Origin of the sequence: Blautia schinkii, assembly GCF_013304825.1 — a bacterium.
Taxonomy (GTDB): domain Bacteria; phylum Bacillota; class Clostridia; order Lachnospirales; family Lachnospiraceae; genus Blautia_A; species Blautia_A schinkii_B.
Genome location: NZ_JAAWUO010000003.1, coordinates 24,497 through 51,158 on the forward strand (window position 1 = coordinate 24,497; position 26,662 = coordinate 51,158).

At 45.2% G+C, this 26,662-nt stretch carries 22 protein-coding genes; 19 read left to right on the forward strand and 3 right to left on the reverse strand.

Annotated elements, in window-relative coordinates; genetic code table 11:
* Positions 1–22 precede the first annotated feature (22 nt).
* From acsV to HFM85_RS02945, 7 genes are all read left to right on the forward strand, one after another.
* Positions 23–1,963 carry a corrinoid activation/regeneration protein AcsV gene (gene acsV, locus HFM85_RS02915; protein WP_173737119.1) on the forward strand — a complete coding sequence of 647 codons (1,941 nt, stop codon included), beginning with the start codon at positions 23–25 and terminating at the stop codon, positions 1,961–1,963.
* A gap of 27 nt (positions 1,964–1,990) precedes the next feature.
* Positions 1,991–2,653, forward strand: a complete 663-nt coding sequence (locus HFM85_RS02920) for a DUF3786 domain-containing protein (RefSeq protein WP_119240562.1) — start codon at positions 1,991–1,993, stop codon at positions 2,651–2,653.
* A gap of 96 nt (positions 2,654–2,749) precedes the next feature.
* Complete coding sequence (locus tag HFM85_RS02925; protein WP_119240563.1) at positions 2,750–4,435, forward strand: formate--tetrahydrofolate ligase; 1,686 nt, start codon at positions 2,750–2,752, stop codon at positions 4,433–4,435.
* Positions 4,436–4,534: 99 nt separating this feature from the next.
* Positions 4,535–5,164, forward strand: a complete 630-nt coding sequence (locus tag HFM85_RS02930) for a cyclodeaminase/cyclohydrolase family protein (RefSeq protein ID WP_021977714.1) — start codon at positions 4,535–4,537, stop codon at positions 5,162–5,164.
* Between the two features lie 14 nt (positions 5,165–5,178).
* Entirely contained in the window at positions 5,179–6,030 is an 852-nt protein-coding gene (locus HFM85_RS02935) for a bifunctional 5,10-methylenetetrahydrofolate dehydrogenase/5,10-methenyltetrahydrofolate cyclohydrolase (protein ID WP_015525289.1), read from the forward strand.
* A gap of 21 nt (positions 6,031–6,051) precedes the next feature.
* Entirely contained in the window at positions 6,052–6,813 is a 762-nt protein-coding gene (locus HFM85_RS02940; RefSeq protein WP_330596723.1) for a glucosaminidase domain-containing protein, read from the forward strand.
* 137 nt (positions 6,814–6,950) lie between these two features.
* Positions 6,951–8,732: a leucine-rich repeat domain-containing protein gene (locus HFM85_RS02945; protein WP_173737118.1), complete on the forward strand. Its 1,782-nt coding sequence runs from the start codon at positions 6,951–6,953 to the stop codon at positions 8,730–8,732.
* Positions 8,733–8,785: 53 nt separating this feature from the next.
* Here HFM85_RS02945 and HFM85_RS02950 read toward each other — a convergent pair whose 3' ends face one another.
* Positions 8,786–10,294 carry a 4Fe-4S dicluster domain-containing protein gene (locus HFM85_RS02950; protein WP_173737117.1) on the reverse strand — a complete coding sequence of 503 codons (1,509 nt, stop codon included), beginning with the start codon at positions 10,292–10,294 and terminating at the stop codon, positions 8,786–8,788.
* 399 nt (positions 10,295–10,693) lie between these two features.
* On the opposite strand from HFM85_RS02950, the gene HFM85_RS02955 reads away from it, so the two are divergent.
* From HFM85_RS02955 to spoIVA, 4 genes are all read left to right on the forward strand, one after another.
* The gene (locus HFM85_RS02955) at positions 10,694–11,173 is read left to right on the forward strand and encodes a complex I 24 kDa subunit family protein (protein ID WP_119240672.1); all 480 of its coding nucleotides are present in this window, start codon (positions 10,694–10,696) and stop codon (positions 11,171–11,173) included.
* Entirely contained in the window at positions 11,170–13,041 is a 1,872-nt protein-coding gene (locus HFM85_RS02960; RefSeq protein WP_173737116.1) for an NADH-quinone oxidoreductase subunit NuoF, read from the forward strand. The genes HFM85_RS02955 and HFM85_RS02960 overlap by 4 nt, the downstream gene beginning before the upstream one ends.
* A gap of 15 nt (positions 13,042–13,056) precedes the next feature.
* Entirely contained in the window at positions 13,057–14,754 is a 1,698-nt protein-coding gene (locus tag HFM85_RS02965) for a [FeFe] hydrogenase, group A (RefSeq protein ID WP_173737115.1), read from the forward strand.
* Between the two features lie 176 nt (positions 14,755–14,930).
* The gene (gene spoIVA / locus HFM85_RS02970) at positions 14,931–16,400 is read left to right on the forward strand and encodes a stage IV sporulation protein A (protein ID WP_173737114.1); all 1,470 of its coding nucleotides are present in this window, start codon (positions 14,931–14,933) and stop codon (positions 16,398–16,400) included.
* 96 nt (positions 16,401–16,496) lie between these two features.
* Here the strand turns inward: spoIVA and HFM85_RS02975 are convergent, their stop codons facing one another.
* Positions 16,497–16,658: a hypothetical protein gene (locus tag HFM85_RS02975; protein WP_173737113.1), complete on the reverse strand. Its 162-nt coding sequence runs from the start codon at positions 16,656–16,658 to the stop codon at positions 16,497–16,499.
* A 214-nt stretch (positions 16,659–16,872) separates the two neighbouring features.
* On the opposite strand from HFM85_RS02975, the gene HFM85_RS02980 reads away from it, so the two are divergent.
* Both HFM85_RS02980 and HFM85_RS02985 read left to right on the forward strand, forming a co-directional pair.
* Entirely contained in the window at positions 16,873–17,709 is an 837-nt protein-coding gene (locus HFM85_RS02980; protein ID WP_173737112.1) for a S8 family peptidase, read from the forward strand.
* 120 nt (positions 17,710–17,829) lie between these two features.
* On the forward strand, positions 17,830–19,041 hold the full coding sequence (locus HFM85_RS02985) for an NADP-dependent isocitrate dehydrogenase (protein WP_173737111.1): 1,212 nt from the start codon (positions 17,830–17,832) through the stop codon (positions 19,039–19,041).
* Between the two features lie 101 nt (positions 19,042–19,142).
* Here HFM85_RS02985 and HFM85_RS02990 read toward each other — a convergent pair whose 3' ends face one another.
* Entirely contained in the window at positions 19,143–19,940 is a 798-nt protein-coding gene (locus HFM85_RS02990; RefSeq protein WP_173737110.1) for a sirohydrochlorin cobaltochelatase, read from the reverse strand.
* Positions 19,941–20,215: 275 nt separating this feature from the next.
* On the opposite strand from HFM85_RS02990, the gene hemA reads away from it, so the two are divergent.
* Genes hemA through hemL form a run of 6 tightly spaced genes read left to right on the forward strand, consistent with a single transcriptional unit; the run spans position 20,216 to position 26,574 of the window.
* Entirely contained in the window at positions 20,216–21,445 is a 1,230-nt protein-coding gene (gene hemA / locus HFM85_RS02995; RefSeq protein WP_173737109.1) for a glutamyl-tRNA reductase, read from the forward strand.
* Positions 21,435–21,923, forward strand: coding sequence for a precorrin-2 dehydrogenase/sirohydrochlorin ferrochelatase family protein (locus HFM85_RS03000; protein WP_173737108.1), 489 nt, complete (start codon positions 21,435–21,437; stop codon positions 21,921–21,923). The genes hemA and HFM85_RS03000 overlap by 11 nt, the downstream gene beginning before the upstream one ends.
* A complete protein-coding gene (gene hemC, locus HFM85_RS03005; RefSeq protein ID WP_173737107.1) occupies positions 21,910–22,806 on the forward strand; it encodes a hydroxymethylbilane synthase in 897 nt (298 codons plus the stop codon). The genes HFM85_RS03000 and hemC overlap by 14 nt, the downstream gene beginning before the upstream one ends.
* The gene (gene cobA / locus HFM85_RS03010) at positions 22,803–24,308 is read left to right on the forward strand and encodes a uroporphyrinogen-III C-methyltransferase (RefSeq protein WP_173737106.1); all 1,506 of its coding nucleotides are present in this window, start codon (positions 22,803–22,805) and stop codon (positions 24,306–24,308) included. The genes hemC and cobA overlap by 4 nt, the downstream gene beginning before the upstream one ends.
* A 2-nt stretch (positions 24,309–24,310) precedes the next feature.
* Complete coding sequence (hemB, locus tag HFM85_RS03015) at positions 24,311–25,294, forward strand: porphobilinogen synthase (protein WP_173737105.1); 984 nt, start codon at positions 24,311–24,313, stop codon at positions 25,292–25,294.
* Entirely contained in the window at positions 25,294–26,574 is a 1,281-nt protein-coding gene (gene hemL, locus HFM85_RS03020; protein ID WP_173737104.1) for a glutamate-1-semialdehyde 2,1-aminomutase, read from the forward strand. The genes hemB and hemL overlap by 1 nt, the downstream gene beginning before the upstream one ends.
* The last annotated feature ends 88 nt before the right edge of the window (positions 26,575–26,662 follow it).

Below are 26,662 nucleotides of genomic sequence, written 5' to 3' on the forward strand. Positions count from 1 at the left end.
AGGCGAGAAAGGTGGTTGCCGAATGTTTAAGGTGACTTTTGCTTTTGAAAATGGCAGTACGGTAGAAGCATTTGCCAATGCGGGGGATAATTTACTGGAGGTTGCTCGTGGTGCCAATGTGGCTATCGATGCACCATGTTCCGGAAACGGAGCCTGTGGAAAATGTCGGGTACAGTTAAAAGGCGGAGAACTGGACTCAAAGAAAACTCTTCATATTTCGGATGAAGAGTACAGTGCCGGATGGCGTCTGGCCTGTATGAGCAAGATCAGTGCTGATGTCGAGGTGCTTGTGCCGGATATCGCATCCGCGTATAAGAGCAGAATGAAGGTTGCTGACTTAAGCTCAAAAGAAGAAATCGCGATTTTTGAAAAAGCCAAGCATGATGTTGAATTGGCTGGCATAGAACTTACAAACAGTCTTGATGTTGTAGAACTTAAGATGGATGTTCCGACACTGGATGATACCATGCCGGATAATGAGAGACTGACCCGTGCACTTCAGAAATATATGAATTTAAAGCGTGTCAGAATACCATATGCAGTACTTAAGAAACTTCCAGACGTACTCCGTGAAAGTAAATTTTCTGTGAAGTGTGTAGTTCGTACAGCACCAAATGATATGTATGTATACGATATTTTTGACAGTAAAAAAGATGTTGTGATCGGTGGTCTTGCTGTAGATATCGGTACTACAACAGTTTCTGCAGTTCTGATCAATATGGAAACAGGAGAGATCCTGGCTAAGAGTTCTTCCGGTAACGGTCAGATCCGTTTTGGTGCGGATGTTATCAACCGTATCATCGAATCTCAGAAACCTGGCGGAAAGAAGAAACTTCAGGATGCAGTAATTAAAGAGACTATCAATCCGATGATCCATGAAATGTGCAGAAGCATTCATTTCCCGGAGGAACAGATCTACCGGATGTGTGTTGCTTCCAATACAACCATGAATCATCTGTTTGCAGGAATCAATGCGGATCCGCTTCGTATGGAACCGTATATTCCTACATTTTTCAAAACAAATTCTCTGTTTGCATCGGATGTGGGAATTGAGATCAATCCGGATGCACATATTATCATGGCTCCGAATATCGGAAGCTATGTAGGCGGAGATATCACTGCAGGTACATTGGTAAGTATGATCTGGAACAGACCGGAATTCTCCCTGTTTATAGACCTTGGTACAAACGGAGAGCTTGTATTCGGTAATTCCGATTTTATGATGAGCTGTGCATGTTCCGCTGGTCCTGCCTTTGAGGGTGGAGATATCAGCTGCGGTATGCGTGCTACAGACGGTGCTATCGAGGCATGTACTATTGATAAAGAGACTATGGAGCCGACTTATAAGGTTGTGGGTGAGCCTGGAACAAAGCCGGTAGGACTTTGTGGATCAGGAATCATTGATGTGATCAGTGAACTCTTTATGACAGGTATCATTAATCCTAAGGGTAAATTTGTCCGTGAGGGCAAGAGAGTCCGTCACGATCATTATGGCATGGGAAGCTATGTGATCGCCTTCGAAGAGGAAGCTGGCTCTGCCAAGGATGTTGAGATCACAGAAGTAGATATTGATAACTTTATCCGTGCCAAAGGTGCTATTTTCTCTGCAATCCGTACTATGCTGAATTCTCTTGATTTCGATGTTTCCATGATCGATGACGTATATGTTGCCGGTGGAATCGGAAGCGGAATCAATATGGCCAATGCAGTGCATATCGGAATGTTCCCGGATATCCCTCTTGAGAAGTTCCATTACATTGGTAACTCTTCTCTGACAGGAGCTTATCTGATGCTTCATTCCACATCGGCAGAGAAAAAGACTTACGAGCTGGCATCCAATATGACGTATCTGGAGCTTTCCACAGTTCCTACCTATATGGATGAATTCGTAGGTGCATGCTTTATTCCACATACAGATACAGGACTTTTCCCATCTGTTACGGAAGAACAGCAGAAGAGATAAGACAGACTAAAATGGCAGAGGTAAAACATGGCTTTTAGTATAAATGATTTGAACTATGAAAAAGACAGCAAGGAAAGAATGCCCTGGGAGCATTATACAGAGGAGTTTGGAAAGGCAGATCCGGCAGAAATTGCCGGACGTCTCTCCATTCCTTATGATGAGGAGAAGAAAGAACTGACTCTGAAATTTCTTGGGACGGTTTATCACATTTCCTGGCCGGATTTTCAGGTAACTCATGATAAAGATGATATGGGATTTTATCCTCTTGAGGAAATGCACTATGCGAAGATCCTTACCATCCGTTTTCTGCTGAACGGGAATATTTCCCAGGGAAGCGGAAAGTTTAAAACCTACCGGGAGATGCCCTGGGGAGAGGTATATCTCCGCCAGTTTGATGGAAGATGTATCAAGCGGCTGGCTTTTACATACGGAAACAGGCTGAAGGATTTTAAGGGGATCATGGAGCATATCCATGCAGTTCCTGTAAAGCATGGAGATATTTCCTATCAGGTAGAGATTTTTTCCGGATATCAGATTCAGATGATTTTGTGGGAAGGTGACGATGAATTTCCACCGTCCTCACAGATCTTGTTTTCCGATAATTTTCCGGTTTCCTTTGCAGCTGAGGACATGGCTGTTATGGGAGACGTTATCATTGGGTCTTTAAAGGCGTTTCTGAAATGTCTTTAAATTTAAAATAGTTAAGAACAGGATGGGACCTGTTTTTATAGAGATGCAGTTTTAAGGGATTAAAAACTGTAAAAATACCTAAAGGGAGGTAACATTATGGGATTCAAAAGTGACATCGAAATTGCACAGGAGTGCGAAATGCTTCCAATCACACAGATTGCAGAGAAGGCAGGTATTGACGACAAATATCTGGAGCAGTACGGAAAGTACAAAGCAAAAATTGATTACAATCTGTTAAATGAGAGTGACAAAAAAGATGGTAAGCTGATTCTTGTAACAGCTATCAACCCGACACCGGCAGGAGAAGGAAAAACAACTACAACAGTTGGTCTTGCTGACGGAATGCAGAAACTTGGAAAGAACGTAATGGTTGCACTTCGTGAGCCGTCCCTGGGACCGGTATTCGGCGTAAAAGGCGGTGCAGCAGGCGGCGGTTATGCTCAGGTAGTTCCGATGGAGGATATCAACCTTCATTTTACAGGCGACTTCCATGCTATCGGTGCAGCTAATAACCTTCTTGCAGCAATGATCGACAACCATATTTTCCAGGGCAATGAGCTGAATATTGATCCGAGAAAGATCACATGGAGACGTTGCGTTGACATGAACGACCGTCAGCTTCGTAATGTAGTAGACGGCCTTGGCGGAAGAACAAATGGTATGCCGCGTGAGGATGGATATGATATCACAGTTGCATCTGAGATCATGGCAGTTCTCTGTCTTGCAAGTGACATCAAGGATCTGAAGGAGAGACTTTCCAGAATCATTATCGGATATACCTATGGTAAAGTTTCCGAGCAGAAACCAGTAACAGCAGGTGATCTTCATGCAGAGGGTGCTATGACAGCACTTCTGAAGGACGCCCTGAAACCGAACCTTGTACAGACACTGGAGCATGTTCCTGCAATCGTACACGGCGGACCATTCGCTAACATCGCTCACGGATGCAACTCCGTAACAGCTACAAAGATGGCTATGAAGCTTGCTGATTACGCTATCACAGAGGCTGGATTCGGTGCTGACCTTGGTGCTGAGAAATTCCTTGACATCAAGTGCCGTATGGCTGGTCTTACACCAAGTGCAGTTGTTATCGTAGCAACCGTACGTGCGCTGAAATACAACGGCGGTGTTGCAAAAGCTGATCTTAACAATGAGAACCTTGAGGCTCTTGAGAAGGGTATCCCGAACCTTCTGAAACATGTTGACAATATCAAGAACGTTTACAAGCTTCCATGTGTTGTTGCAATCAACGCATTCCCGACAGATACCAAGGCAGAGCTTGACCTGGTAGAGGCAAAATGTAAAGAGCTTGGTGTTAATGTTGCACTTTCCGAAGTATGGGCAAAAGGCGGCGAGGGTGGCCTGAAGCTTGCTGAGGAGGTTATCCGTCTTGTTGAGGAGCCGAACGATTTCACATATGCTTATGAGCTTGAGGGTTCCATTGAGGATAAACTGAACCAGATCGTACAGAAAGTATATGGTGGTAAGAAAGTTGTTCTTACAGCGAATGCTCAGAAACAGGCAAAACAGCTGGAGGCACTTGGATTTGGTAACTGCCCGATCTGCGTAGCTAAGACACAGTACAGCCTGACAGATGATCAGACAAAACTTGGTGCACCGAAAGACTTTGAGGTAACAGTACGTAACCTTAAGATCTCTGCTGGTGCAGGATTTATCGTAGCTCTTACAGGTGAGATCATGACTATGCCAGGTCTCCCGAAAGTACCGGCTGCAACTAAGATTGATGTAGATGAGACAGGAAAGATCACAGGTCTCTTCTAATCACAATATAAGATTATGAAACAACCGGAGGGGGCTTTTTATAAGGCCCCCAATGGGCTCTCAGGAGTGCTAAAATAAGAATATAAGGAGGAGAGTCCTATGGGATTTTCTACAAGTACTTGTACTGAATTTGTCGAGGTATTAAGCTCCAAGGCACCTGTTCCCGGCGGCGGCGGTGCATCTGCCCTTGTAGGTGCTGTTGGTACAGCTCTTGGAAACATGGTTGGAAGCCTTACTGTTGGTAAGAAAAAATATGCAGATGTAGAAGATGAAATGTGGGAGCTGAAAAAGAAATGTGATCAGCTTCAGAAAGATTTCCTTCATCTGATCGAGAGAGATGCGGAAGTTTTTGAGCCTCTTTCCAAGGCTTATGGAATGCCAAGAGAGACAGAGGAAGAGAAGGCTGAGAAGGCTCGGGTAATGGAAGCTGCCCTCAAGGAAGCATGCTCTGTTCCTATGGAGATCATGGAGAAATGCTGCGAGGCTATTGAACTTATCGTTGAGTTCGGAGCAAAAGGTTCCAAGCTTGCAATCAGTGATGCCGGTGTAGGTGCTGCATTCTGCAAAGCAGCTCTTAAGGGAGCAAGCCTGAATGTGTACATTAACACAAAATCCATGGCTGACCGTGCGTATGCAGAGGAATTAAATAAAAAAGCAGACGCTATGCTTGAGAAATATACAAAGATTGCAGACGAGACATTTGACAGTGTTCTCGGAAGATTGAAATAGGAGGAACCAGACAAATGGCAAAGCAGTTATTAGGTAAAGAAGTTACAGCAGCTCTCAATGAGAAGATCAAAGCTAACGTTGCAGAGCTTCAGGCAAAAGGTGTAGATCCTACACTTTGCATCATCCGCGTTGGTGAGAACCCAAGCGATATTTCCTACGAGAGAGGTGCTACAAAGCGCTGTGAGACTCTTGGTGTTGCATGTGAGAAGATCCTTCTTCCGGAGGATGTCTCCCAGGATGAGCTTCTTGCAACAATTGATAAAGTAAACAAAGATGACAAGATCCACGGAGTTCTTCTGTTCCGTCCGCTTCCGAAACATCTGGATCAGGCAGTGATCGAGAATGCACTTGCAGCAGAGAAAGATGTTGACTGTATGACAGATCTTTCCATGTCCGGTGTATTCACAGGCAAGAAGATCGGATTCCCACCATGCACACCGCAGGCCTGCATGGAGATCCTTGATCATTACGGAATTGACTGCACAGGCAAAAAAGCTGTTGTAATCGGAAGAAGCCTTGTAGTTGGCAAACCGGCTGCAATGATGCTTGTTAAGAAGAATGCGACAGTTACTATCTGCCATACAAGAACTGTTGATATGCCGTCTGTTGCAAAAGAAGCTGATATCGTGATCGTTGCAGCAGGCCGTGCTGGTGTTGTCGGTGCTGATTATGTCAGAGAGGGACAGACCATTATCGATGTAGGTATCAATGTTAATGCAGAGGGTAAGCTTTGCGGTGATGTTGATTATGCGGCAGTTGAGCCGATCGTTGATGCGATCACACCGGTTCCTGGCGGAGTTGGAAGCGTTACAACTTCTGTTCTTGTAGGACACGTAGTTGAAGCAGCAATGAGAAAAGCGCAGTAATAAAGGATTGATTATTGATATATGTACAGATTCCGAAATAGTTTTTGTTTACGGATGATGATGCTTGCAGGCGTTCTGGTGATCGGAACGCCTGTGGGTGTTTTTGCGGAAGAAGTGGATCATTCCATGGAGGGACAGATCTCCAAGCCGCAGTCATCCGGAGAGAGTGATATAGATAGTTTTGTGGATGATTCCACAGATAATACTTACGGATATTATACGATCATGGGATGTACCACAGCGACTGAGGAGGATATGGTGGCGCAGTATGAGGCGCAGAATGTAGAGTATCCTTCCGGTATCCTGACAGAGGGCGGTGCACCGAACATTGATACGTTTTGCACAATTGTGATAGAGGAAGCGGATACGGAGGGTGTCCGTGGTGAAGTTGTATATGAACAGGCAATGCTTGAGACCGGGTGGCTTCAGTTTCAGGGAGATGCCAGTGCCGGGCAGTTTAATTTTTCCGGACTTGGGACTACCGGCGGCGGTGTTGCCGGAAATTTTTTTCCTGATGTCAGGTCCGGGATCCGGGCTCAGGTACAGCATTTGAAGGCTTATGCGTCTTCAGATGAACTGAACCAGGCCTGTGTGGATAACCGTTTTCAGTATGTGACCCGGGAAAGTGCACCTTATGTGGAATGGCTTGGGATTCAGGAGAATCCTTATGGTGGTGGATGGGCCGCCGGGAGAAGCTATGGATATAAGCTTAGAAGCCTTCTGGCAGATCTGAAAGGTGAAGAATATACCTGGCCGGAGAGCACAGAGACTGTGGAGAAATGATAAAATGGAGATATGTGTCTTGTGTAAGATGCATGTCTCTTTTTTGTTCACAAAAATTATCAGAAAAGTGATTTTTAACATTGGAAAAATGGAGAAATATGGTAAAATAAAAAGAAAAGAGCACAGGGAGGAAAACTATGCGAAAAAGAAAAATTTTCAGTGTATTAATGGCAGCTGCAGCATCTGCGTCCATGCTTTTTGCACCTGTTGTTGCGAAAGCAGATGGAACAGAAAGCTGGGTACGCAATTATCAGTCACTTGTAAATGCTGCAGGAGGAAATTGTACAATAGCACCGGAAACACCATTTGGATGGCCTGAAGAAAATACAACGGTAAAGCTTGGAGCCTTTGATATTGGCTGGGATTCTTGGGTTATTCCTAAACAGATCACAGTAAATCAGAAAGGTGATATGGGATATACCAAGGATGTGGCAGTGATCATACAGGGAAAATGGTTTACAGATGGTGGAACGTATCATGGAAATGTAATTATTGATAATGGTGGCTCCATGACTGTAAAAAGGGCAGATATGTCTGGTGGATGGAATTGGTACGATAATGTTACAGTAAAAAATGGAGGAACACTAAATGCGGATGGATCAACAGTAATTGGATATAAAGGAACACTTAATTTAGAAAGAAAGGCAATTGTTAAGTCTACTGACAGATGGTCTCTTCGAATTCAAGGCGGCACTCTGAATGCGGATGATTCTACTATAACTGGAGCACTCTGTGCAGAAGATCAGCAAGAATTAAAAACTGTAATAAATGGAAAATTAACTGTTGATAAATTCTATGGCGGTGCACTTACATTACCAACCGGAACAACTTTAACTGTGAAAGATTATATGGATTTATCACATGATGGAGATAACGAGCAGTTTGTGGTAGAAAAAGGAGCTGTGCTCAATATAGAGGAGGAGCATAGTATATTAAGTCATTCCTGGAAGCTAGGACATCCGGCCAGAATATTAATTAAATCTGGTGGAACTGTAAATATGCAAAGAGTTAGCCTGGGACAAGGTGTTGAGATTAAAATAGAAAAAGGAGGAGTCCTTAATCTGAATAAAGGTTTTTCTACTACATCTGGCAGGGAAATCACAGGTTCAGGAACTGTAAACATTAAAGGAACAGAAGTTACCACAACAGGGAAGCGTACAAACGAGGCTTTCGCGCGTTCTTTAACTATAAATCATAAAGGGGATCATTGTTATGAGTACTATTATGATGCTGCTGCACAGGAAAAGGGATATGGAATGCAGTATTGTCGTTACTGTGGAAAAGAGCAGAAAATAAAAATCGCCACCCCAACTCCAAAACCATCTGCAGAAGCAAAAAAAGGCACAACCTTCAAAGTATCCGGGCTTACCTACAAGATCACAAAAACAGGAACAGGCCGCAGCGTTTCTCTCACTAAAGGAGTTTCCGGGGCAGTAGTTTTAGTTCCTTCAAAAGTAACCTACAAGAAACGCAGCTACGCAGTGACCTCTATTGCTGCAAAGGCATTCTATAATAACAGGAGGCTTACAACAATAACAATCCCGGCCTCTGTAAAGACTATTGGAACCCAAAGCTTTGTAAACTGCACAAAACTGAAAAAGATCAATGGCTTCACAAAAGTAACAGCAGTAGGAAAACAGGCATTTTATAAATGCACGGCATTAACTCAGATCGGAAGCAAGGCATCAACCATCACACTGCCGGCAGTGCAGAAGCTTTACAGCGGCGCTTTCCAGAACTGCAGTAAGATCAGTCGGATCACAATCAGCAGTAAGAGTTTTAAAACAGTGGAGAGCAAAGCAATCACCGGAATCAATAAAAAAGCAGTAATACGCGTGCCGGCATCAAAACTGACTGCTTATAAAAAAATATTCAAAACTTCAACCGGATATGTAAAAACCATGAAAATCACAAAATAAAAAAGATGTGCGTCTGAACAAAAACAGGCGCACATCTTTTTGTGTTAAAGAATTTAATTCAATTCCAGATTTTCAAGCTCCTGAGATGGAATCTTAGGGTCTGAGCCATCTACATATTTCTTGAGTGCTTTGGAGGTTTTTGCGAAGCCGGCATTGGTTCCGGCACCGCCGATGCAGCCTCCTGGACAGGCCATTCCTTCGATCATGCAGTTTTTGATCTTGCCGGCTTTGGCCAGAGTGAGGACTTTTTTGCACTCAGCGAGGCTTTCTGCGTGTTCGATGTGGACGGGGACATCAGGATAATATTCCTTCAGACAGGCTTCAATAGCACCTGCTACGCCGCCTGCGATGGCATATCCTCTTCCGGCAGCTGTTGCAGTCTGGGTTTCTTCCGGGATGTCCTCGCATGCAGATGGAATGATATCTTTGGCATCGAACATTCCCCAAAGTTCTTCGAAGGTGATAACGAAATCTACATCACTTCTTACGGAATGGCGCATGGCTTCCAGCTTCTTGGAGGCGCAGGGGCCGATGAATACTACTTTCGCATTGGGGTGCTCTTTTTTTACAATGCGGGCAGTTGCCACCATCGGTGTCAGCTCCTGTGAGATGTTGTCGATCATAGCCGGGAAGTATTTCTTCGCCATTACAGACCATGACGGGCAGCAGGAGGTAAGCAGGAACGGGAGATTGCCGGTGGCTACTTCTTTTGCATAATGATGGGCCTCGGAAATACAGCCGATGTCTGCGCCGAGTGCTACTTCATAAATATTGGAAAAGCCAAGCTGAGTTAAAGCAGAGCGGAATTTACCGGGAGTTACATCTTCACCGAACTGATTGATGTAAGCTGGTGCAACTTCTGCAATGATCTCAGTTCCCTCACGGAGGGCATGTGCCAGCTGGAAAATCTGGGATTTATCAGAGATGGCACCGAATGGGCAGCTGACCATACACATACCGCAGGATACACATTTATCCTGGTTGATGGAAGCGCGTCCCTGCTCATCGCTTTCGATAGCTTTTACACCACAGGCACGTTCGCAGGGGCGTTCTTTATGGGCAATGGCATCATAAGGACAGACCGCTTTGCATCTTCCGCAGTGGATGCATTTGTCCTGATCAATAAAAGATTTCCCATCAACCATGGAGATGGCTCCTTTAGGACAGGTCTGAATGCATGGATGGGCAACACAGCCGCGGCACATATTGCTTACTTCGTATTTATTGGATTCGCATGCAGAACATGCAGAAGGGATTACCTGCATAAGAGGTGGTTCGTAATATTTCTCATCAATATTGCTTGACTTTACGCCGTCAGTAAGATGGACAGAACGGTTCTCCGGGCGGAGGGAAAGTCCCATAGCCAGACGGACACGTTCACTTGCAACAGCTCTTTCACGATAGATGCTCTCGCGGTATTTCGCGCGTTCCTCTACAATATTGTAAGGGATGGATTCAATATCGTGGATCAGGGATTCGTCCGTGGATTCAAATCCGATCTTCGCAATTTCTGTAAAAATCTTTCGCCGGATCTGTTTAACTGGTGTGTCGAGATTTCGCATAAATGTTCTCCTTTTCAAAAAATGTTTAAAATGTTTTCCACGCACTTTTTATTCATCTTATAGTAATTGAGAAATAAAATCAATAAAAGAAAATGTTTTTTAGCAAAAACAAAAAGAGATTATTTGTTTCTTTATTGTCATGAATGTTAAAAAATGCACATTTATTGTAAAAAATAGATGCAAAACAAGTAAGGCGTTGTAAGCTTTTCGATATATTCTGAAAAAAGCAAAAAAATTACTTGTGAAAAATGACGATATAAGTTATAATTAAAAGCACGAAAATAGTGCAATATAATGATAGGCACGTAAATGAGACACTGACAGAGTGTTAAATCATTAACTTGTGGTAGGAACAGGTTAATCAAGTGGAAAATCTATGAGAAACAAGGAGGGAACCGAATGTTAGACCAGACGTATTACAGGAAAACGGATGAGATCATCGAGCATTACGGCCGGAAAGCTGCATCACTGATACCGATCATGCAGGATATCCAGGCTGAGTACCGTTATCTCCCGGGAGAGCTTCTTACTTATGTTGCGGAACAGATTGGTGTAAAAGAAGCGAAGGCGTACAGCGTAGCTACTTTCTATGAGAATTTTTCCTTTGAGCCGAAGGGCAAGTACATCATCAAGGTATGTGATGGAACTGCCTGTCATGTACGTAAGTCCATGCCTGTAAAGGAAGCAATGCTTAAAGAACTCGGACTGAGCCATAAGAAACATACAACCGATGATATGCTTTTTACAGTTGAGACAGTATCCTGTCTTGGTGCATGCGGACTTGCACCGACCTTAACTGTAAATGATGAGGTTCACCCGAAAATGACACCTGAGAAGGCTATTGAGCTTTTAAATGAATTGAGAGGTGAGAACGTATGAGTATAACCAGTATGGAAGATCTGAAAAATAAACAGGCTGAGGTTAAGAAGAATCTTGATGGCTATACTTGCCGTGTTCTCGTCTGTTCCGGTACCGGATGTATCGCTTCCGGTGCTCAGAAGATTTATGAAGAAATGTCAAGACTCTGTGAAGGTATCGAGGGTGTTGCAGTAGAAATGCAGAAAGATGTTCCACATGTGGGCATCGTTAAGACCGGATGCCAGGGACTCTGCGAACTTGGACCTCTTATGAGAATTGAACCGTATGATTATCAGTATGTACATGTACAGGTGGATGACTGCCGTGAGATCGTTGAGAAGACGATCATCTGCGGACTTCCGGTTGAGCGTCTGTTCTATCGCCATAATGATGAAGCCTGTCCGCATCCGGATGATATTCCGTTTTTGAACCAACAGACCAGAATCGTTCTTGAAAACTGCGGTAAGATCGATGCGGAATCTATTGATGAATACATTGCTGTAGGTGGATTTTCAGCCATGGCAAAGGCTTTCTTTGAGATGACCCCACAGGGTGTTATTGATGAGATCACGAAATCCGGTCTTCGCGGCCGTGGCGGTGCCGGATTCCCGGCAGGCAAGAAATGGTCACAGGTAGCACGTCAGCCAGAGAAGGTTCGCTACGTAGTATGTAATGGTGACGAGGGTGATCCCGGAGCATTTATGGATGGTTCCGTAATGGAAGGTGATCCTTACAAGATGATCGAAGGTATGGTCATTGCAGCTTACGCAGTAGGCGCAGAGGATGGCTATATCTATGTACGTGCCGAGTATCCTCTTTCTGTACAGAGACTCCGGATGGCCATTGAACAGGCAGAATCCTATGGGCTTCTTGGTGACAATATCCTTGGTTCCGGTATTAATTTCCACTTACATATCAATCGGGGTGCCGGAGCGTTCGTATGTGGTGAAGGTTCTGCCCTGACTGCATCCATCGAAGGCAACAGAGGTATGCCTCGTGTTAAACCGCCGAGAACTGTTGAGCAGGGTCTGTGGGGCAAGCCAACTGTTCTTAATAACGTAGAGACCTACGCTAACGTACCGAAGATCATCCTTCAGGGTGCTGACTGGTTCCATACCATCGGTACAGAGGGAAGCCCCGGAACAAAGACATTCTCACTTACCGGTTCCATTGAGAACACTGGTCTTATCGAGGTTCCTATGGGAACAAGTCTTCGCCATATTATCTATGATATCGGCGGCGGCCTTAAGAGCGGTGCTGCATTTAAGGGAGTGCAGATCGGCGGACCATCTGGTGGATGTCTGATCGATGACCAGATCGATCACCCGCTTGATTTTGACTCTGTTAAGAAGCTGGACGCTATCATGGGATCCGGCGGACTTGTTGTTATGGATGAGAATACCTGTATGGTAGAGGTTGCACGTTTCTTCATGAGCTTTACACAGCGTGAGAGCTGCGGTAAATGTGTTCCATGCCGTGAGGGTACGAAACGTATGCTTGAGATCCTTGAGAGGATCGTTGAAGGCAAGGGTGAGCTTTCCGACCTGGATGAGCTGGAAGAGCTTGCAAACATGGTTCAGAGCATGGCTTTGTGCGGCCTTGGCAAGAGTGCACCGCTTCCGGTCATCAGTACCCTGAAGCGTTTCCACGATGAATATGTAGAACATATCGTAGATAAGAAATGCCGGGCGAAAGTCTGCACGGCACTCCGTCAATTCCATATCAATCCTGAATTCTGTATCGGCTGCGGCAAGTGTGCTAAGAACTGTCCGGCAGGCGCGATTTCAGGAAAGATCAAGCATCCACATGTAATCAACAACGACGTATGTATCAAATGCGGTTCCTGTAAGGATAACTGTAACTTTGATGCGATTTATGTGGAAGCATAGAAGGGAGGATATCTTATGGGTACAATGACAATTGACGGAAGAAAAGTAGAATTCACCGACGAAAAAAATGTCCTGACAGTCATCAGGAATGCCGGTATCAATATCCCCACACTGTGCTATCATTCAGAGGTTTCCACATTTGGTGCCTGTCGTCTCTGTACAGTTGAGGATGACAGAGGCAAGACATTTGCGTCCTGTTCCGAGCAGCCGAGAGACGGAATGGTTATCTATACCAACTCCGGTCGTATTAAGAAATATCGTAAACTGATCGTGGAGCTGCTTCTTGCAGCACATTGCCGTGACTGTACAACCTGTGTAAAGAGCGGCGAATGTATCCTGCAGGAGTTGGCACATCGCCTTGGCGTGCGGGATATCCGTTTTGAAAATACAAGAGAACAGCACGAGATCGATGACAGTTCACCGTCCATCATCCGTGATCCGAACAAATGTATCCTCTGCGGCGACTGTGTACGTGCCTGCGAGGAGCTTCAGGGAATCGGAGCTCTTGGATTCGCATTCCGTGGAACAGAGGCCATGGTCATGCCTGCATTCAATAAAAAGATTGCTGAGACACAGTGTGTAAACTGTGGTCAGTGCCGTGTTTACTGTCCGACAGGTGCGATCTCCATCCGTACACATATGGATGAAGTATGGGATGCACTGGCTGATAAGAATACTCGTGTTGTTGCACAGGTTGCACCGGCAGTTCGTGTTGCAGTTGGTGATCATTACGGACTTGCCAAAGGCAGAAGTGTTATGGGTAAAATCGTTAACGCGCTTCACAGAATGGGCTTTGACGAAGTATACGATACCACATTCAGTGCCGACCTTACCATCATGGAAGAGACCAAGGAGTTCCTAAACAGAGTGGAGAAGGGTGAGAATCTTCCGCTTCTGACTTCCTGCTGTCCTGCATGGGTGAAGTTTATCACTGATCAGTATAAGGAATATGTTCCGAACATTTCTACCTGCCGTTCCCCACAGGGAATGATGTCTGCGGTTATCAAGGAATACTTCCGTGATCCGGAGCATGCAGCAGGCAAGAAGACTGTTATGGTTTCTATCATGCCATGTACTGCCAAGAAGGCAGAGGCGATCCGCCCCAACAGCTTTACAGATGGTGAGCAGGATACCGATATCGTTATCACAACTACCGAGCTCCTTCGAATGATCGATAACTTTGGTCTTGATTTTGCAACACTGGATCCGGAAGCATGCGATATGCCGTTTGGATTTGGTTCCGGTGGTGGTGTTATCTTTGGTGTTACCGGCGGTGTTACCGAGGCAGTTCTCCGAAGACTGAGCCCGGATCACAGTAAGGAAGCCATGCATGAGATCGCAGAGTGTGGTGTCCGTGGTGAAGATGGAATCAAGGAATTTACCGTGCCGTATAAGGGAATGGATATCAATGTATGTGTTGCCAGCGGCCTTGCAAATGCAAGAACTGTTATGGAACGTGTGAAGAACGGTGAGGCAAACTATCATCTGATCGAGGTTATGGCATGCCGCCGTGGATGTATCATGGGTGGAGGTCAGCCGACCAGATCCGGTGACAGAACCAAGGCAGCCAGAGCAAGAGGACTGTATAATGCAGACAATACAATGATCATCAAGAAATCGGATGAGAACCCACTTGTTCTGGAGCTTTATGAGGGTCTTCTTAAAGGTAAGGAACATCACCTGCTCCACAATGAATTCTATATTAAGGAATAGTGAATAATTGATGCTGTCCGCAGAGTGAATAATAACGGCTAATGAAATAAACTGCTGTCTGCAGATGAACAGTAGCATATAAGAAGCCTCCATAGCATATACTGTGATATACGGGAGCTGTCCGTCGGGCAGTTCCCGGGATTTACAGGCCAATATATGCAGGGAGGCTTTTTTATATGGAAAACTTTCAGGTTTACCATGATATCCAGGCCCGGACCGGCGGGGATATCTACATAGGGGTGGTGGGCCCGGTGCGAACAGGAAAATCCACTTTTATCCGCAGATTTATGGAACTGGTGGCTCTGCCTGCTATCAGTGAAGAGAAAAGGGCAGAGCTTCAGGATGAGCTGCCTTTAAGCGGAGCCGGAAAAATGATTACAACAGTGGAACCGAAATTTATTCCAAAAGATGCAGTGGAAGTTACCATAGGTGAGAACCAGAAGATCCGCGTAAAACTCATTGACTGTGTAGGATTTCTGGTAAAAGACGCATCTGGAAATGTGGAGGAAGGCCGTGAGCGGATGGTTAAGACTCCATGGATTGAAAAAGCGATCCCTTTTCATGATGCAGCCAGGATCGGTACGGAAAAAGTCATCGGTCAGCATTCTACCATAGGAATTGTCATTACTGCAGATGGAAGCTTCGGGGAAATTCCAAGAGAGAATTTTATCCCTGCAGAGGAGCAGACTATAAAAGAACTGAAGACACAGGGCAAGCCATTTCTGATCCTGGTAAACTCCCAGGCTCCCTACAGTGAAGAAACTGGAAAAACCGTGCAGGACATGGAAGAAAAATATGGGGTCTCCGTTCTGGCAGTCAACTGCGAACAGCTTCGAAAAGAGGACGTTACCAGGATTCTGGAAAAAATCCTTTACGAATTTCCGGTTAGTGAGATTGAACTATTTGTTCCGAAATGGGTGGAAATGCTTTCTCCGGAACATGAAGTAAAGGCAGCGTTATTAAATGAGATCCGGGAAAAAATGACGAAGCTTACTCATGTGAGAGATATAAACAAGGATTCTGTACAGCTGGAAAGCCCTTATGTGGAAGATACACTCCTGGAGAAAGTCAGTCTTTCTGATGGAACTGTGCGTGTCCGTATTTCTGTAAAAGACGGCTATTATTACAGGATGCTCAGTGAGATGAGCGGCATTCCCATGGAAAGTGAATACGAACTGATCCAGACAATGAAAGAACTTGCAGGTATGAAGGAACAGTTTGTAAAAGTACAGGCAGCACTGGAAGCGGTGAAAGGAACCGGCTATGGTGTGGTAGTTCCGGAGCTTTCCGAGATCACCATTGAAGATCCGGAAGTGATCCGCCAGGGAAATAAATTTGGGGTGAAGATCCGCTCTAAGAGTCCGTCCATTCATATGATCCGTGCAGGGATCGAGACAGAAATCGCGCCTATTGTGGGAACAGAGCAGCAGGCAGAAGATCTGATCAAATATATCAGGGAAAGCCCGGAACGTGGAGAAAGCATCTGGGAAACCAATATATTCGGGAAATCCATCCAGCAGCTTGTAGAAGACGGGATTCGCAGCAAACTGGCCATGATCAGCGAAGAAAGCCAGGTGAAGCTCCAGGATACCATGCAGAAGATCGTCAACGACAGCAAAGGCGGACTGGTATGTATTATCATATAATTGTTTAACCGAATAAACTGCGGAGCAGTTATTCGGTTATGAGCAAGTAGCGAAAGCGGATTGCGAATATCCGATTGACTAAAAAAAGGACGTTTCTCAGCAGACGTCCTTTTTTCCGTGATGTTTCTTCCATTCCGTGATAAACTGCAGCTGTTCCAGGTCGGAAAGCTCCTGTGAGGCAGCGTCGTTTCCGGCAGCAGCACAACAGAAAAGGATAAAGATCTGAATTCCGAAGAATATAAGAAAAAACAGAAACATAAAGAACCCTCCTGACATTTTTGATTGATATCTGATCACAGTTCCGAAATATTTAGGGTTTTCCGGATAGTGATAAGTATGGGAGGAAAAAGTGAATTTTATACATTATATGACAGAAAAACGAAAAAATTACATATTATGAATGAAGTTGCAAAAAAGCATGGCCCTGAATAGGCTAAAGAGAAACCATCTGTCCGGCAGGAGATTTTTTGCCATGCGTAAAAAAGTGTATACAGGAAAAGGAATCGGTGTGGCTGTGCTGGACACCGGAATTTTTCCTCATATAGATTTCGGCAGCCGTATCAGGGCTTTCTGTGATTTTACAAAAGGAAAAACAGGACCTTATGATGATAATGGACATGGAACCCACGTAAGCGGGATCCTGGGAGGGGATGGAGCTGCGTCAGATGGCAGATACAAAGGAGCTGCACCTGGATGTAGCATCATTGCCCTGAAAGTTCTGGACCGGTTCGGGAACGGAAGCCGGGAAGATGTGCTCAGGGCTTTCAGATGGATCGTGAATTTCGGACAGATCTATAATATCCGTGTTGTGAATATTTCTGTTGGAACTACTTCCAGGAGTAGAAACGAACAGCAGGATCTTCTGCGTGGAGTGGATGAGCTCTGGGATCAGGGACTTGTGGTGGTGGCAGCTGCCGGAAACCAGGGGCCTGGGTCAGGAACTGTAACTGCACCGGGAAGCAGCCGTAAGATCATCACCGTAGGTTCCAGTGATATGCTCCAGGGAAATAAGGCTGTTTCCGGTAGAGGACCTACATTTGAGTGCGTGTGCAAGCCGGATCTGGTAGCACCTGGAAACCGGATCACAGCCTGCACACCCGGCTATCCTTATTCCTATGGGATCAAAAGCGGAACATCCATGTCAACTCCAAGAATTTCCGGTGCAATAGCCTGTCTTCTGGAAAAAGAACCTCAGCTTTCCAATGTGGAAGTAAAAATGTTGTTAAAAGAAAGCACGGATGATATGGGACTTCCCAGAAATCAGCAGGGATGGGGTAAATTTAACTGTGAAAAACTAATGAAATGTTAAATTATTATATAATTTCTATAAACATGTTATGGTAAAGTATAAAAGCGTTGACGGAAATAGAAAATATGAGTACAATGTACAGTAAAAGTGCAAAAGAAAGACTCTAAAGGAGAAAATATTATGGAAAAAATTAAAATGCAGACACCTTTAGTTGAGATGGACGGAGATGAGATGACACGTATCCTGTGGCAGATCATCAAGGACGAACTTCTCACACCATATCTTGATCTGAATACAGAATATTATGATCTTGGTCTTGAGCACAGAAATGAGACAGATGATCAGGTAACTATCGATGCAGCAGAGGCAACCAAGAAATACGGTGTTGCTGTAAAATGTGCAACCATCACTCCGAATGCAGCCAGAATGGAAGAGTATGACCTCAAAAAAATGTACAAGAGCCCGAACGGAACCATCCGTGCCATTCTTGATGGAACTGTATTCCGTGCACCGATTGTAGTAAAGGGCATTGAACCATGTGTAAAGAACTGGGTAAAACCGATCACACTTGCCCGTCATGCATATGGAGATATATACAAGAACACAGAGTTCTATATCAACAAACCGGGAGATGCTTATCTTGTATTTGAAGGTGAGGACGGAGAAGAACGCAAAGAGCTGATCCAGCATTTTGACGGTGCCGGTGTCCTTCGTGGCATGCACAATCTTGATGATTCAGTGAAGAGCTTTGCAAGAAGCTGTTTTAACTATGCGCTGGATACCAGACAGGACGTATGGTTTGGAAGCAAAGATACCATCTCCAAGACATATGACGGCAGATTTAAAGAGATCTTCCAGCAGATCTTTGATGCAGAGTTCAAGGATAAATTTGAGGAAGCAGGACTCACCTATTTCTACAGCCTGATCGATGATATCGTAGCACGTGTCATGAAGGCAGACGGTGGATTTATCTGGGCATGCAAGAACTATGACGGTGATGTTATGAGTGATATGGTTTCTTCTGCATTTGGTTCTCTTGCAATGATGACATCTGTCCTGGTATCTCCGAAGGGATATTTCGAGTACGAGGCTGCTCACGGAACAGTACAGAGACATTACTACCGTCATCTCGAGGGAAAAGAAACTTCCACAAACTCCGTTGCAACGATCTTTGCATGGACAGGTGCTCTCAGAAAGAGGGGAGAGCTGGATGGAAATGCAGCACTTGCTGATTTTGCGGGAAAACTGGAAAAAGCAACTCTTGACACTATCGAAAGCGGAAAAATGACAAAAGACCTTGCTCTTATCACATCCCTGAAAGATGTACAGGTACTGAACAGCAGGGACTTCATCCTGGCTGTAAAGGCAAGACTTGATGAGCTGATGGCATAAGATCTGATCAGAGAAAGAAATTATTCTGATGTGATAAAAAAACTGCACCGAAGATCCTGAAATATGGATCACGGTGCAGTTTTTTAATATCAATTACAAAATTAAACTGATGCGTTCATGGCAGCCTGTACATGATCAACAAGGATCTGTCTGATCTCTGGGTATTCTCCAAGACCCTTTAATACTGGTGTAACCTCATATCCACCGGAAGAAAGAAGATTCATCCAGGAATCCGGATCATCCCCTGCAAGGTCGTTCTGTGCGTGATCTCCGGCTACGATCATAAACGGAGCAAGTATGATCTTCTTTGGCTTAAAAGTATCAGCAGCACGGAGAAGAGAGTCCAGTGCAGGATAAGCTTCCACAGTGCCAAGAAAAATATTCTTGTGTCCCATATCCTGGAAGCGATAAGCCAGTGCTGCATAGACAGTGTTGGAATAATGTTCTGTTCCATGTCCCATAAGAACAAGGGCTGTCATTGAATCCATATCCTGAAATTCATCTGCTACAGCTTTCACAACAGCCTGGTTGTCATTCTCTGTGGTAAGAAGCGGGTTTCCAAAAACAATGCTTGCAAACTGATCTTTAAAAGAAAGAGCATCTGCCTTCATCTGATCATTCTCAATACCGTTGATCACATGGGTGGGCTGTACTACAACATCTGTGATCCCATCGCGGAGCATCTGCTCCATGGCTTCTTTTACAGTGTTTATAATGATCCCGTCGCGTTTCTTAAGCTTGGAAATGATCATCTTGCTTGTCCATGCACGGTAGGTTGGACAGGCCGGGAATGCATCGGCAATATCGCGCTCAATAGCATCAATGGTAACTTTACGCGTATTCTCGTAGCTTGTGCCGAAGCTGACTACAAGGATCGCTTTTTTTGAAGCTGAATTCATACTGGGATTTCCTCCATCCTGGAAAATATTGATTTTTATATTTTTCCGCAAAAATATAAAAGAATTATACAGATTTCTACCTGATGAATATTATAAAAGGCGGGCACAGGATTGTCAATCATAGTTGACTTTCCAGCCGGAAATGTTTATCATTATATAAGACTGCGAAATATGCGAAATGTACAGGAATATACGTGTGAGAGAACGGAATTTCGGCAGAAAAGACATAAATTTTGCTGGATTTATATTATAGAAACAAAGGAGAAACATAAGACATGAGTATATTCATGCTTGGAATTGACCACAATATGGCACCTGTGGATATCAGAGCTCTTTTTGCCTTTACCCGGAAGAATACCGGGGAGGCACTGCAGCAGCTTCATAAAGAGCCGGGGATCTGCGGGTGTATTATTCTGTCAACCTGCAACCGCCTGGAGTTGTGGGTAAGCACAGATGATGATGAAAAGCCGGAACTGTATCAGTGGCTTTGTTCATTGAAGGGAGTGCAGGGAGAAGAATACCGGAAATATTTCATCAGCAGGGAGAATGAAGAGGCAGTGGAGCATCTTTTTTACTTGACCAGTGGTCTGAAATCACAGATTCTGGGAGAAGATCAGATTCTTACCCAGGTAAAAGAAGCCTTAAGCTTTGCAAGGGATGAATTTACCACAGACAGTGTTCTGGAGGTGCTTTTCCGTATGGCTGTTACAGTTGGCAAGAAGATCAAGACGGAGGTTCCTTTTTCCCATGGAAATCCTTCCGTGATCCATCAGGCCATCCGATTTCTGGAAGAGGGCGGATATCACATCCGCAATAAGGTCTGTATGGTGATCGGAAACGGCGAGATGGGTAAGATGGCGGCACAGACATTAAGAGAAGCAGGAGCTGATGTAACGGTCACCATCCGTCAGTACAGAAGCGGTGTGGTAAACATCCCGGTTGGATGCAGCAGGATCAATTACGGTGAGAGAATGGATTATCTGCCGGAATGTGATCTGGTCGTCAGTGCAACGGCAAGTCCGAACTATACACTGACAGAAGAGCTGTTTGAGGATGTGAGACTGGAGCGGCCTATGATACTGATCGATCTGGCTGTGCCGAGAGATATTGATCCGGAGATCGGAAAGAAAGAGAATCTGACGCTTTATGATATGGACAGTTTCCGTGTCAGCGAGACACCGAAAGAGCTTGCAGATAATCTGGAGGCAGCCGGTGCGATCGTAAAAGCACAGATGGATGAGTTTTTTCAGTGGCTGGACGGACGGGATATTATTCCGCGTATCCAGGAGATCAGAGCTGATGCAGTGGAAGATCTGAATTTAAGGATCGAGAAGATTTTCCGTAAGACTCCGATGGAAGACTCAGACAGAGAAAAATTAAAAAAAGCAGTGGATACTGCGGCCGGAAAAGTTGTGAACAAGCTGATCTTCGGACTCAGGGACAGCCTGAACCAGGATGCTTTTCTGGAATGTGTGGAAGGACTGGAGAAACTTTATGAAGAATAAACCTTATTTCCCCATGTTTATAGATTTGTCAGATAAGAACATCGTTGTGGCAGGAGGCGGCAAGATCGCCACAAGAAGAGTGCGTACACTTCTGAAATTTACAAGAAATATTACTGTGGTGGCACCGAAAGTTACACAGGAACTGATGGATCTTGGAAAGGCAGGAACAATAACCTTACATAACCGGCCTGTGAAACGTTCTGATTTTGCAGCCGCATATATGGTGATCGCAGCCACTAATGACTGGAAATTAAACGATGAGATCCACCGTGTCTGTCGTGAAGAGGGTATTTATGTGAATGTAGCCTCCGACAGAGAAGCCTGTGATTTTTATTTCCCGGGTGTTTATATGCGGGATGAGATGGTTGTAGGTGTTACGGCCAGCGGCCTTGACCATAAGAAAGCGAAGCGTATACGGGAAGAGATACAGAAAGCACTGGAAAAAGTATTAGAGGAGCAGGACGATGAAGAAGAATAAGATCGTGATCGGAAGCAGAGAGAGCAAGCTTGCAGTGCTCCAGAGCGAAATGGTCCGTGACTATATAAAGAAACAGAATCCGGAACTTGAGGTGGAAATACTTACCATGAAGACCACCGGAGATATCATCCTTGACCGCACCCTGGATAAAGTAGGGGGAAAGGGTCTCTTTGTAAAAGAACTGGACAAAGCACTGATGGACGGAAAAAGCATTCTTTCTGTACACAGCCTTAAAGATATGCCAATGGAAGTACAGGAAGAGCTGCCGCTTCTGGCATTTTCCAAAAGAGAAGACCCGAGAGATGTGCTGGTACTTCCGGAGGGCGTTACAGAGTTAGATAAGAATAAACCTCTTGGATGCTCCAGCTTAAGACGAACTCTGCAGCTGAAAAAAATATATCCGGATATGGAAGTGAAGAGTATCCGCGGAAATCTCCAGACAAGACTTCGTAAGCTGGATGAAGGCCAGTACAGCGGCCTGATCCTGGCAGCGGCAGGACTTAAGCGACTGGGACTTAAGGCACGCATCAACCGGTATTTTACAGCAGATGAGATCATTCCGGCGGCAGGCCAGGGAATCCTTGCTGTGCAGGGCCGTAAAGGGGAAGATTACGGATTTCTTGATGGTTATTGTGATGCAGACGCCTGGGCAGCAGGAAGTGCGGAGAGAGCGTTTGTGAAACTTCTGGATGGTGGATGTTCTTCACCTGTGGCAGCTCATGCGGAAGTTTATGGGGAAGAGATTTATCTCCGCGGTCTTTACTACAATGAAAAAGACGGTTCCTATGTAACAGGAACTCTGCGTGGACAGAGAAAAGATGCAGAGAAACTTGGCAGAGAGCTTGCAGAAACTCTTCGGGAAAAAGGAGAAAATAAAGAATGAAAACAGGAAAAGTTTGGCTTGTAGGTGCAGGCCCTGGGGATATCGGTCTTTTTACATTAAAAGGTCTTAAGGTTCTGGAGCAGGCAGATGTGGTTGTTTATGACAGCCTTGTGGGACAGGGCGTACTGTCACGGATCCCGGCAGAGGCGAAGCTGATCAACGTGGGAAAACGTGCCAGCCATCACATCATGCGCCAGGAGGATATCAATCAGGTGCTTCTTGAGGAGGCGCAGAAAGGACATCGCGTAGTACGACTGAAAGGCGGAGACCCTTTTCTTTTCGGAAGAGGCGGCGAGGAGCTGGAGCTTCTTGAGGAGAACGGAATCGCTTATGAGGTGGTTCCGGGAGTTACCTCTTCCATCGCAGTTCCTGCATACAACGGAGTTCCGGTAACACACAGAGATTTCTGTTCTTCTGTGCACATTATTACGGGACATAAGCGTGCAGGAAAGGAGTACGACATTGATTTTCGCGCTCTTGTTGACACAAAAGGTACCCTGGTATTTCTTATGGGTGTGTCCGCACTTCCGGATATCTGTGCAGGACTTATGAATGCAGGAATGGATAAAAATATGCCGGCAGCGATCCTCCAGAAGGGAACCACAGCAGGACAGAAACGCATCGTGGCTACAGTTTCCACTCTGGAAGAAGAAGTGAAGCGTCAGGGAATCGAGACGCCGGCTATTATTGTTGTGGGCAAAGTCTGTACACTGGCTGAGAAATTCGGCTGGTATGAGGAACTTCCTCTTGCAGGCTGGAAGGTTCTTGTCACAAGACCGAAGGAACTGATTTCCAGAACAGCAGAAAAACTTCGTGAGAAAGGTGCCGAGGTACTGGAACTTCCGGCTATCCGTACTGTGCCAATGGAGGATCAGAAGCTCCTCCATGAAGCTTTTGCGAAGCTTGAAACATATCAGTGGCTGGTATTTACAAGTCCTACGGGAGTAAGAGTATTCTTTGAGGAGCTAATCCGTTACGGAAAAGATATCCGTGCTATGGGAAATATCCGTCTGGCAGTGATCGGAGAGGGAACAAAAAAAGCTCTGAGGGAGCGAGGCCTTCTTGCAGATTTCGTGCCGTCTGTATATGATGGCGATACCCTTGGAAAAGAGCTTGCAGAGATCCTTTCCGGAGGCGAGAAGATCCTGATTCCCCGTGCTGAAAAAGGAAATGAGAAGCTTACTGCATTTCTTACAGAGGCGGGCGCATCTGTTTCTGATATTCCGACTTATCAGACCGTTTATGAGGCGAGTCAGCTTATTGACGAGAAGAAGGAATTTGAGAACGGCGAGATCAGCTGTGCAGTATTTACAAGTGCTTCCACAGTGAAAGGCTTTGTGGAAGGAACAAAAGGACTGGATTATTCAAAAGTCAAAGCAGCCTGCATCGGAAAACAGACCAAAGCAGCGGCAGAGAGTTTTGGAATGAAAGCATATATGGCAGAAAAAGCCACCATTGACAGTCTTGTCAAACTGGTGGAGGATATGAAAAGGAGCGAATGATCATGGAATTGACAAAAAGACCAAGAAGATTAAGAAACGGAGAGTATCTTCGCAAGATGGTGCGTGAGACAAGAATGGATAAATCTTCTCTTATGTATCCGATGTTCGTAATGGAAGGCGAGAATAAGGAAGAAGAAATCCCGTCCATGACAGGACAGTACCGCTATAGTCTGGACCGCCTCCCATATAAGCTGGAGCAGCTTGCAAAAGCAGGTGTCGGAAGTGTTATGCTTTTCGGTATCCCGGATCATAAGGATGAAGTAGGAAGCGGCGCATACGATCCGGAAGGAATCGTACAGAGAGCACTTCGCGTTGCAAAAGAGAAATTCCCGGAGCTTTATTATGTAACAGATGTATGCATGTGTGAGTATACTTCCCATGGTCACTGCGGTGTTCTCTGCGGCCATGATGTAGATAACGACAAGACTCTGGACCTTCTTGCAAAAACAGCTCTTTCCCATGTAGAGGCAGGTGCTGATATGGTAGCTCCTTCTGACATGATGGATGGCCGTGTTGCAGCAATCAGAGAATGCCTGGATAAAGCAGGACATTACACAACACCGATCATGTCCTATGCTGTAAAATATGCTTCTGCGTTTTACGGCCCGTTCCGTGAAGCAGCAGATTCAGCTCCGGCCTTTGGCGACAGAAAGAGCTACCAGATGGATCCGCACAACAGCAGAGAGGGACTGAAAGAGGCCCTCGCAGATGTGGAAGAGGGTGCTGATATTATTATGGTAAAACCGGCTCTTGCATACCAGGATATGATCTGGCAGGTAAAAGAGGCAACAAACGTACCGGTTGCAGCATACAGCGTCAGCGGTGAGTACGCAATGGTAAAAGCCGCAGCAGCAAATGGCTGGATCGATGAGGAGAGGATCGTAGGCGAGATGGCTACCGGAGCATTCCGTTCAGGAGCACAGGTTTATCTTACTTATTATGCAGAACTTCTTGCAAGACTTATGGATGAAGGGAGAATCGGCTGATGACAAGATCAGAACAGTTATTTGAGCGTGCAGTAAAAAGGATCCCGGGCGGCGTAAACAGTCCGGTAAGATCTTACGGAGCTATTGGCGAGGCACCTCGTTTTATTGAAAAAGCAGATAAATGCTATATTTATGATGTAGATGGCAACCGTTATGTAGATTATATTGATTCCTGGGGACCGATGATCCTGGGACATAATTTCCCGGAGATCCGCGAGAGCGTAATCAAGGCCTGCGAGAATGGCTTAAGTTTCGGATGCGCCACAGGTATTGAGGTGGAGATCGCAGAGTTCATCTGTGAGCACATTCCTCATGTAGATATGATCCGTATGGTAAACTCAGGAACAGAGGCTGTTATGAGCGCCATCCGTGCAGCAAGAGGATACACAGGAAAAGATAAGATCATTAAATTCGCAGGATGCTATCACGGACACAGTGACTGCCTTCTGGTAAGCGCCGGTTCTGGTGTGATGGCAAGCGGAATTCCGGACAGTGCAGGCGTTCCGAAGGGATGTACACAGGATACCATGACAGCAACCTATAATGATGCAGCCAGTGTGGAAGCACTTCTCAAGCAGGAAGAAGGAAATGTGGCAGCAGTGATCGTGGAAGCTGTAGGAGCCAACATGGGTGTTGTTCCTCCGAAACCAGGATTCTTAAAAAGACTTCGTGAGCTCTGCGATGAGCATAATTGTCTGCTGATCTTTGATGAGGTTATCACAGGCTTCCGTCTTGCTTTCGGCGGCGCAGCAGAGTATTTTGGCATCCGTCCGGATCTTGTAACTTACGGAAAGATCATCGGAGCGGGTATGCCGGTTGGTGCATACGGCGGACGTAAGGAGATCATGGAGCTTATTTCTCCATGCGGCCCTGTATATCAGGCAGGTACATTAAGCGGAAATCCGGTTGCCATGGCAGCAGGATTCACACAGCTGAAATACCTCTATGAGCATCAGGAAATTTATAAAGAGCTGAAAACAAAAGGTGAAAAGCTTTACGGCGGATTAAAGAAGATCGTTGAGGAAAAAGGTCTTCCATATCAGGTAAATTATGATTCTTCCCTGGCAAGTATTTTCTTTACAGATCAGGAAGTAAAAGATTATGTTTCTGCAAAAACTTCTGATCTTGATCTTTTTGCGAAATACTTCAAGGGAATGTTGAAACGTGGTATTCATCTTGCACCATCACAGTTTGAGGCAATGTTCCTTTCCACAGCACATACAGACGAAGTTATTGATGAGACTCTGGAGGCAATGCGTGGTGCACTGGGAGATCTGTAAAAAACAGCAACTTTGCATAAAAAATTGCACAAAAGATAACAGGATGATAACTTGTCCTTGTAGGAACTTTGTGATAAAATAAACATAA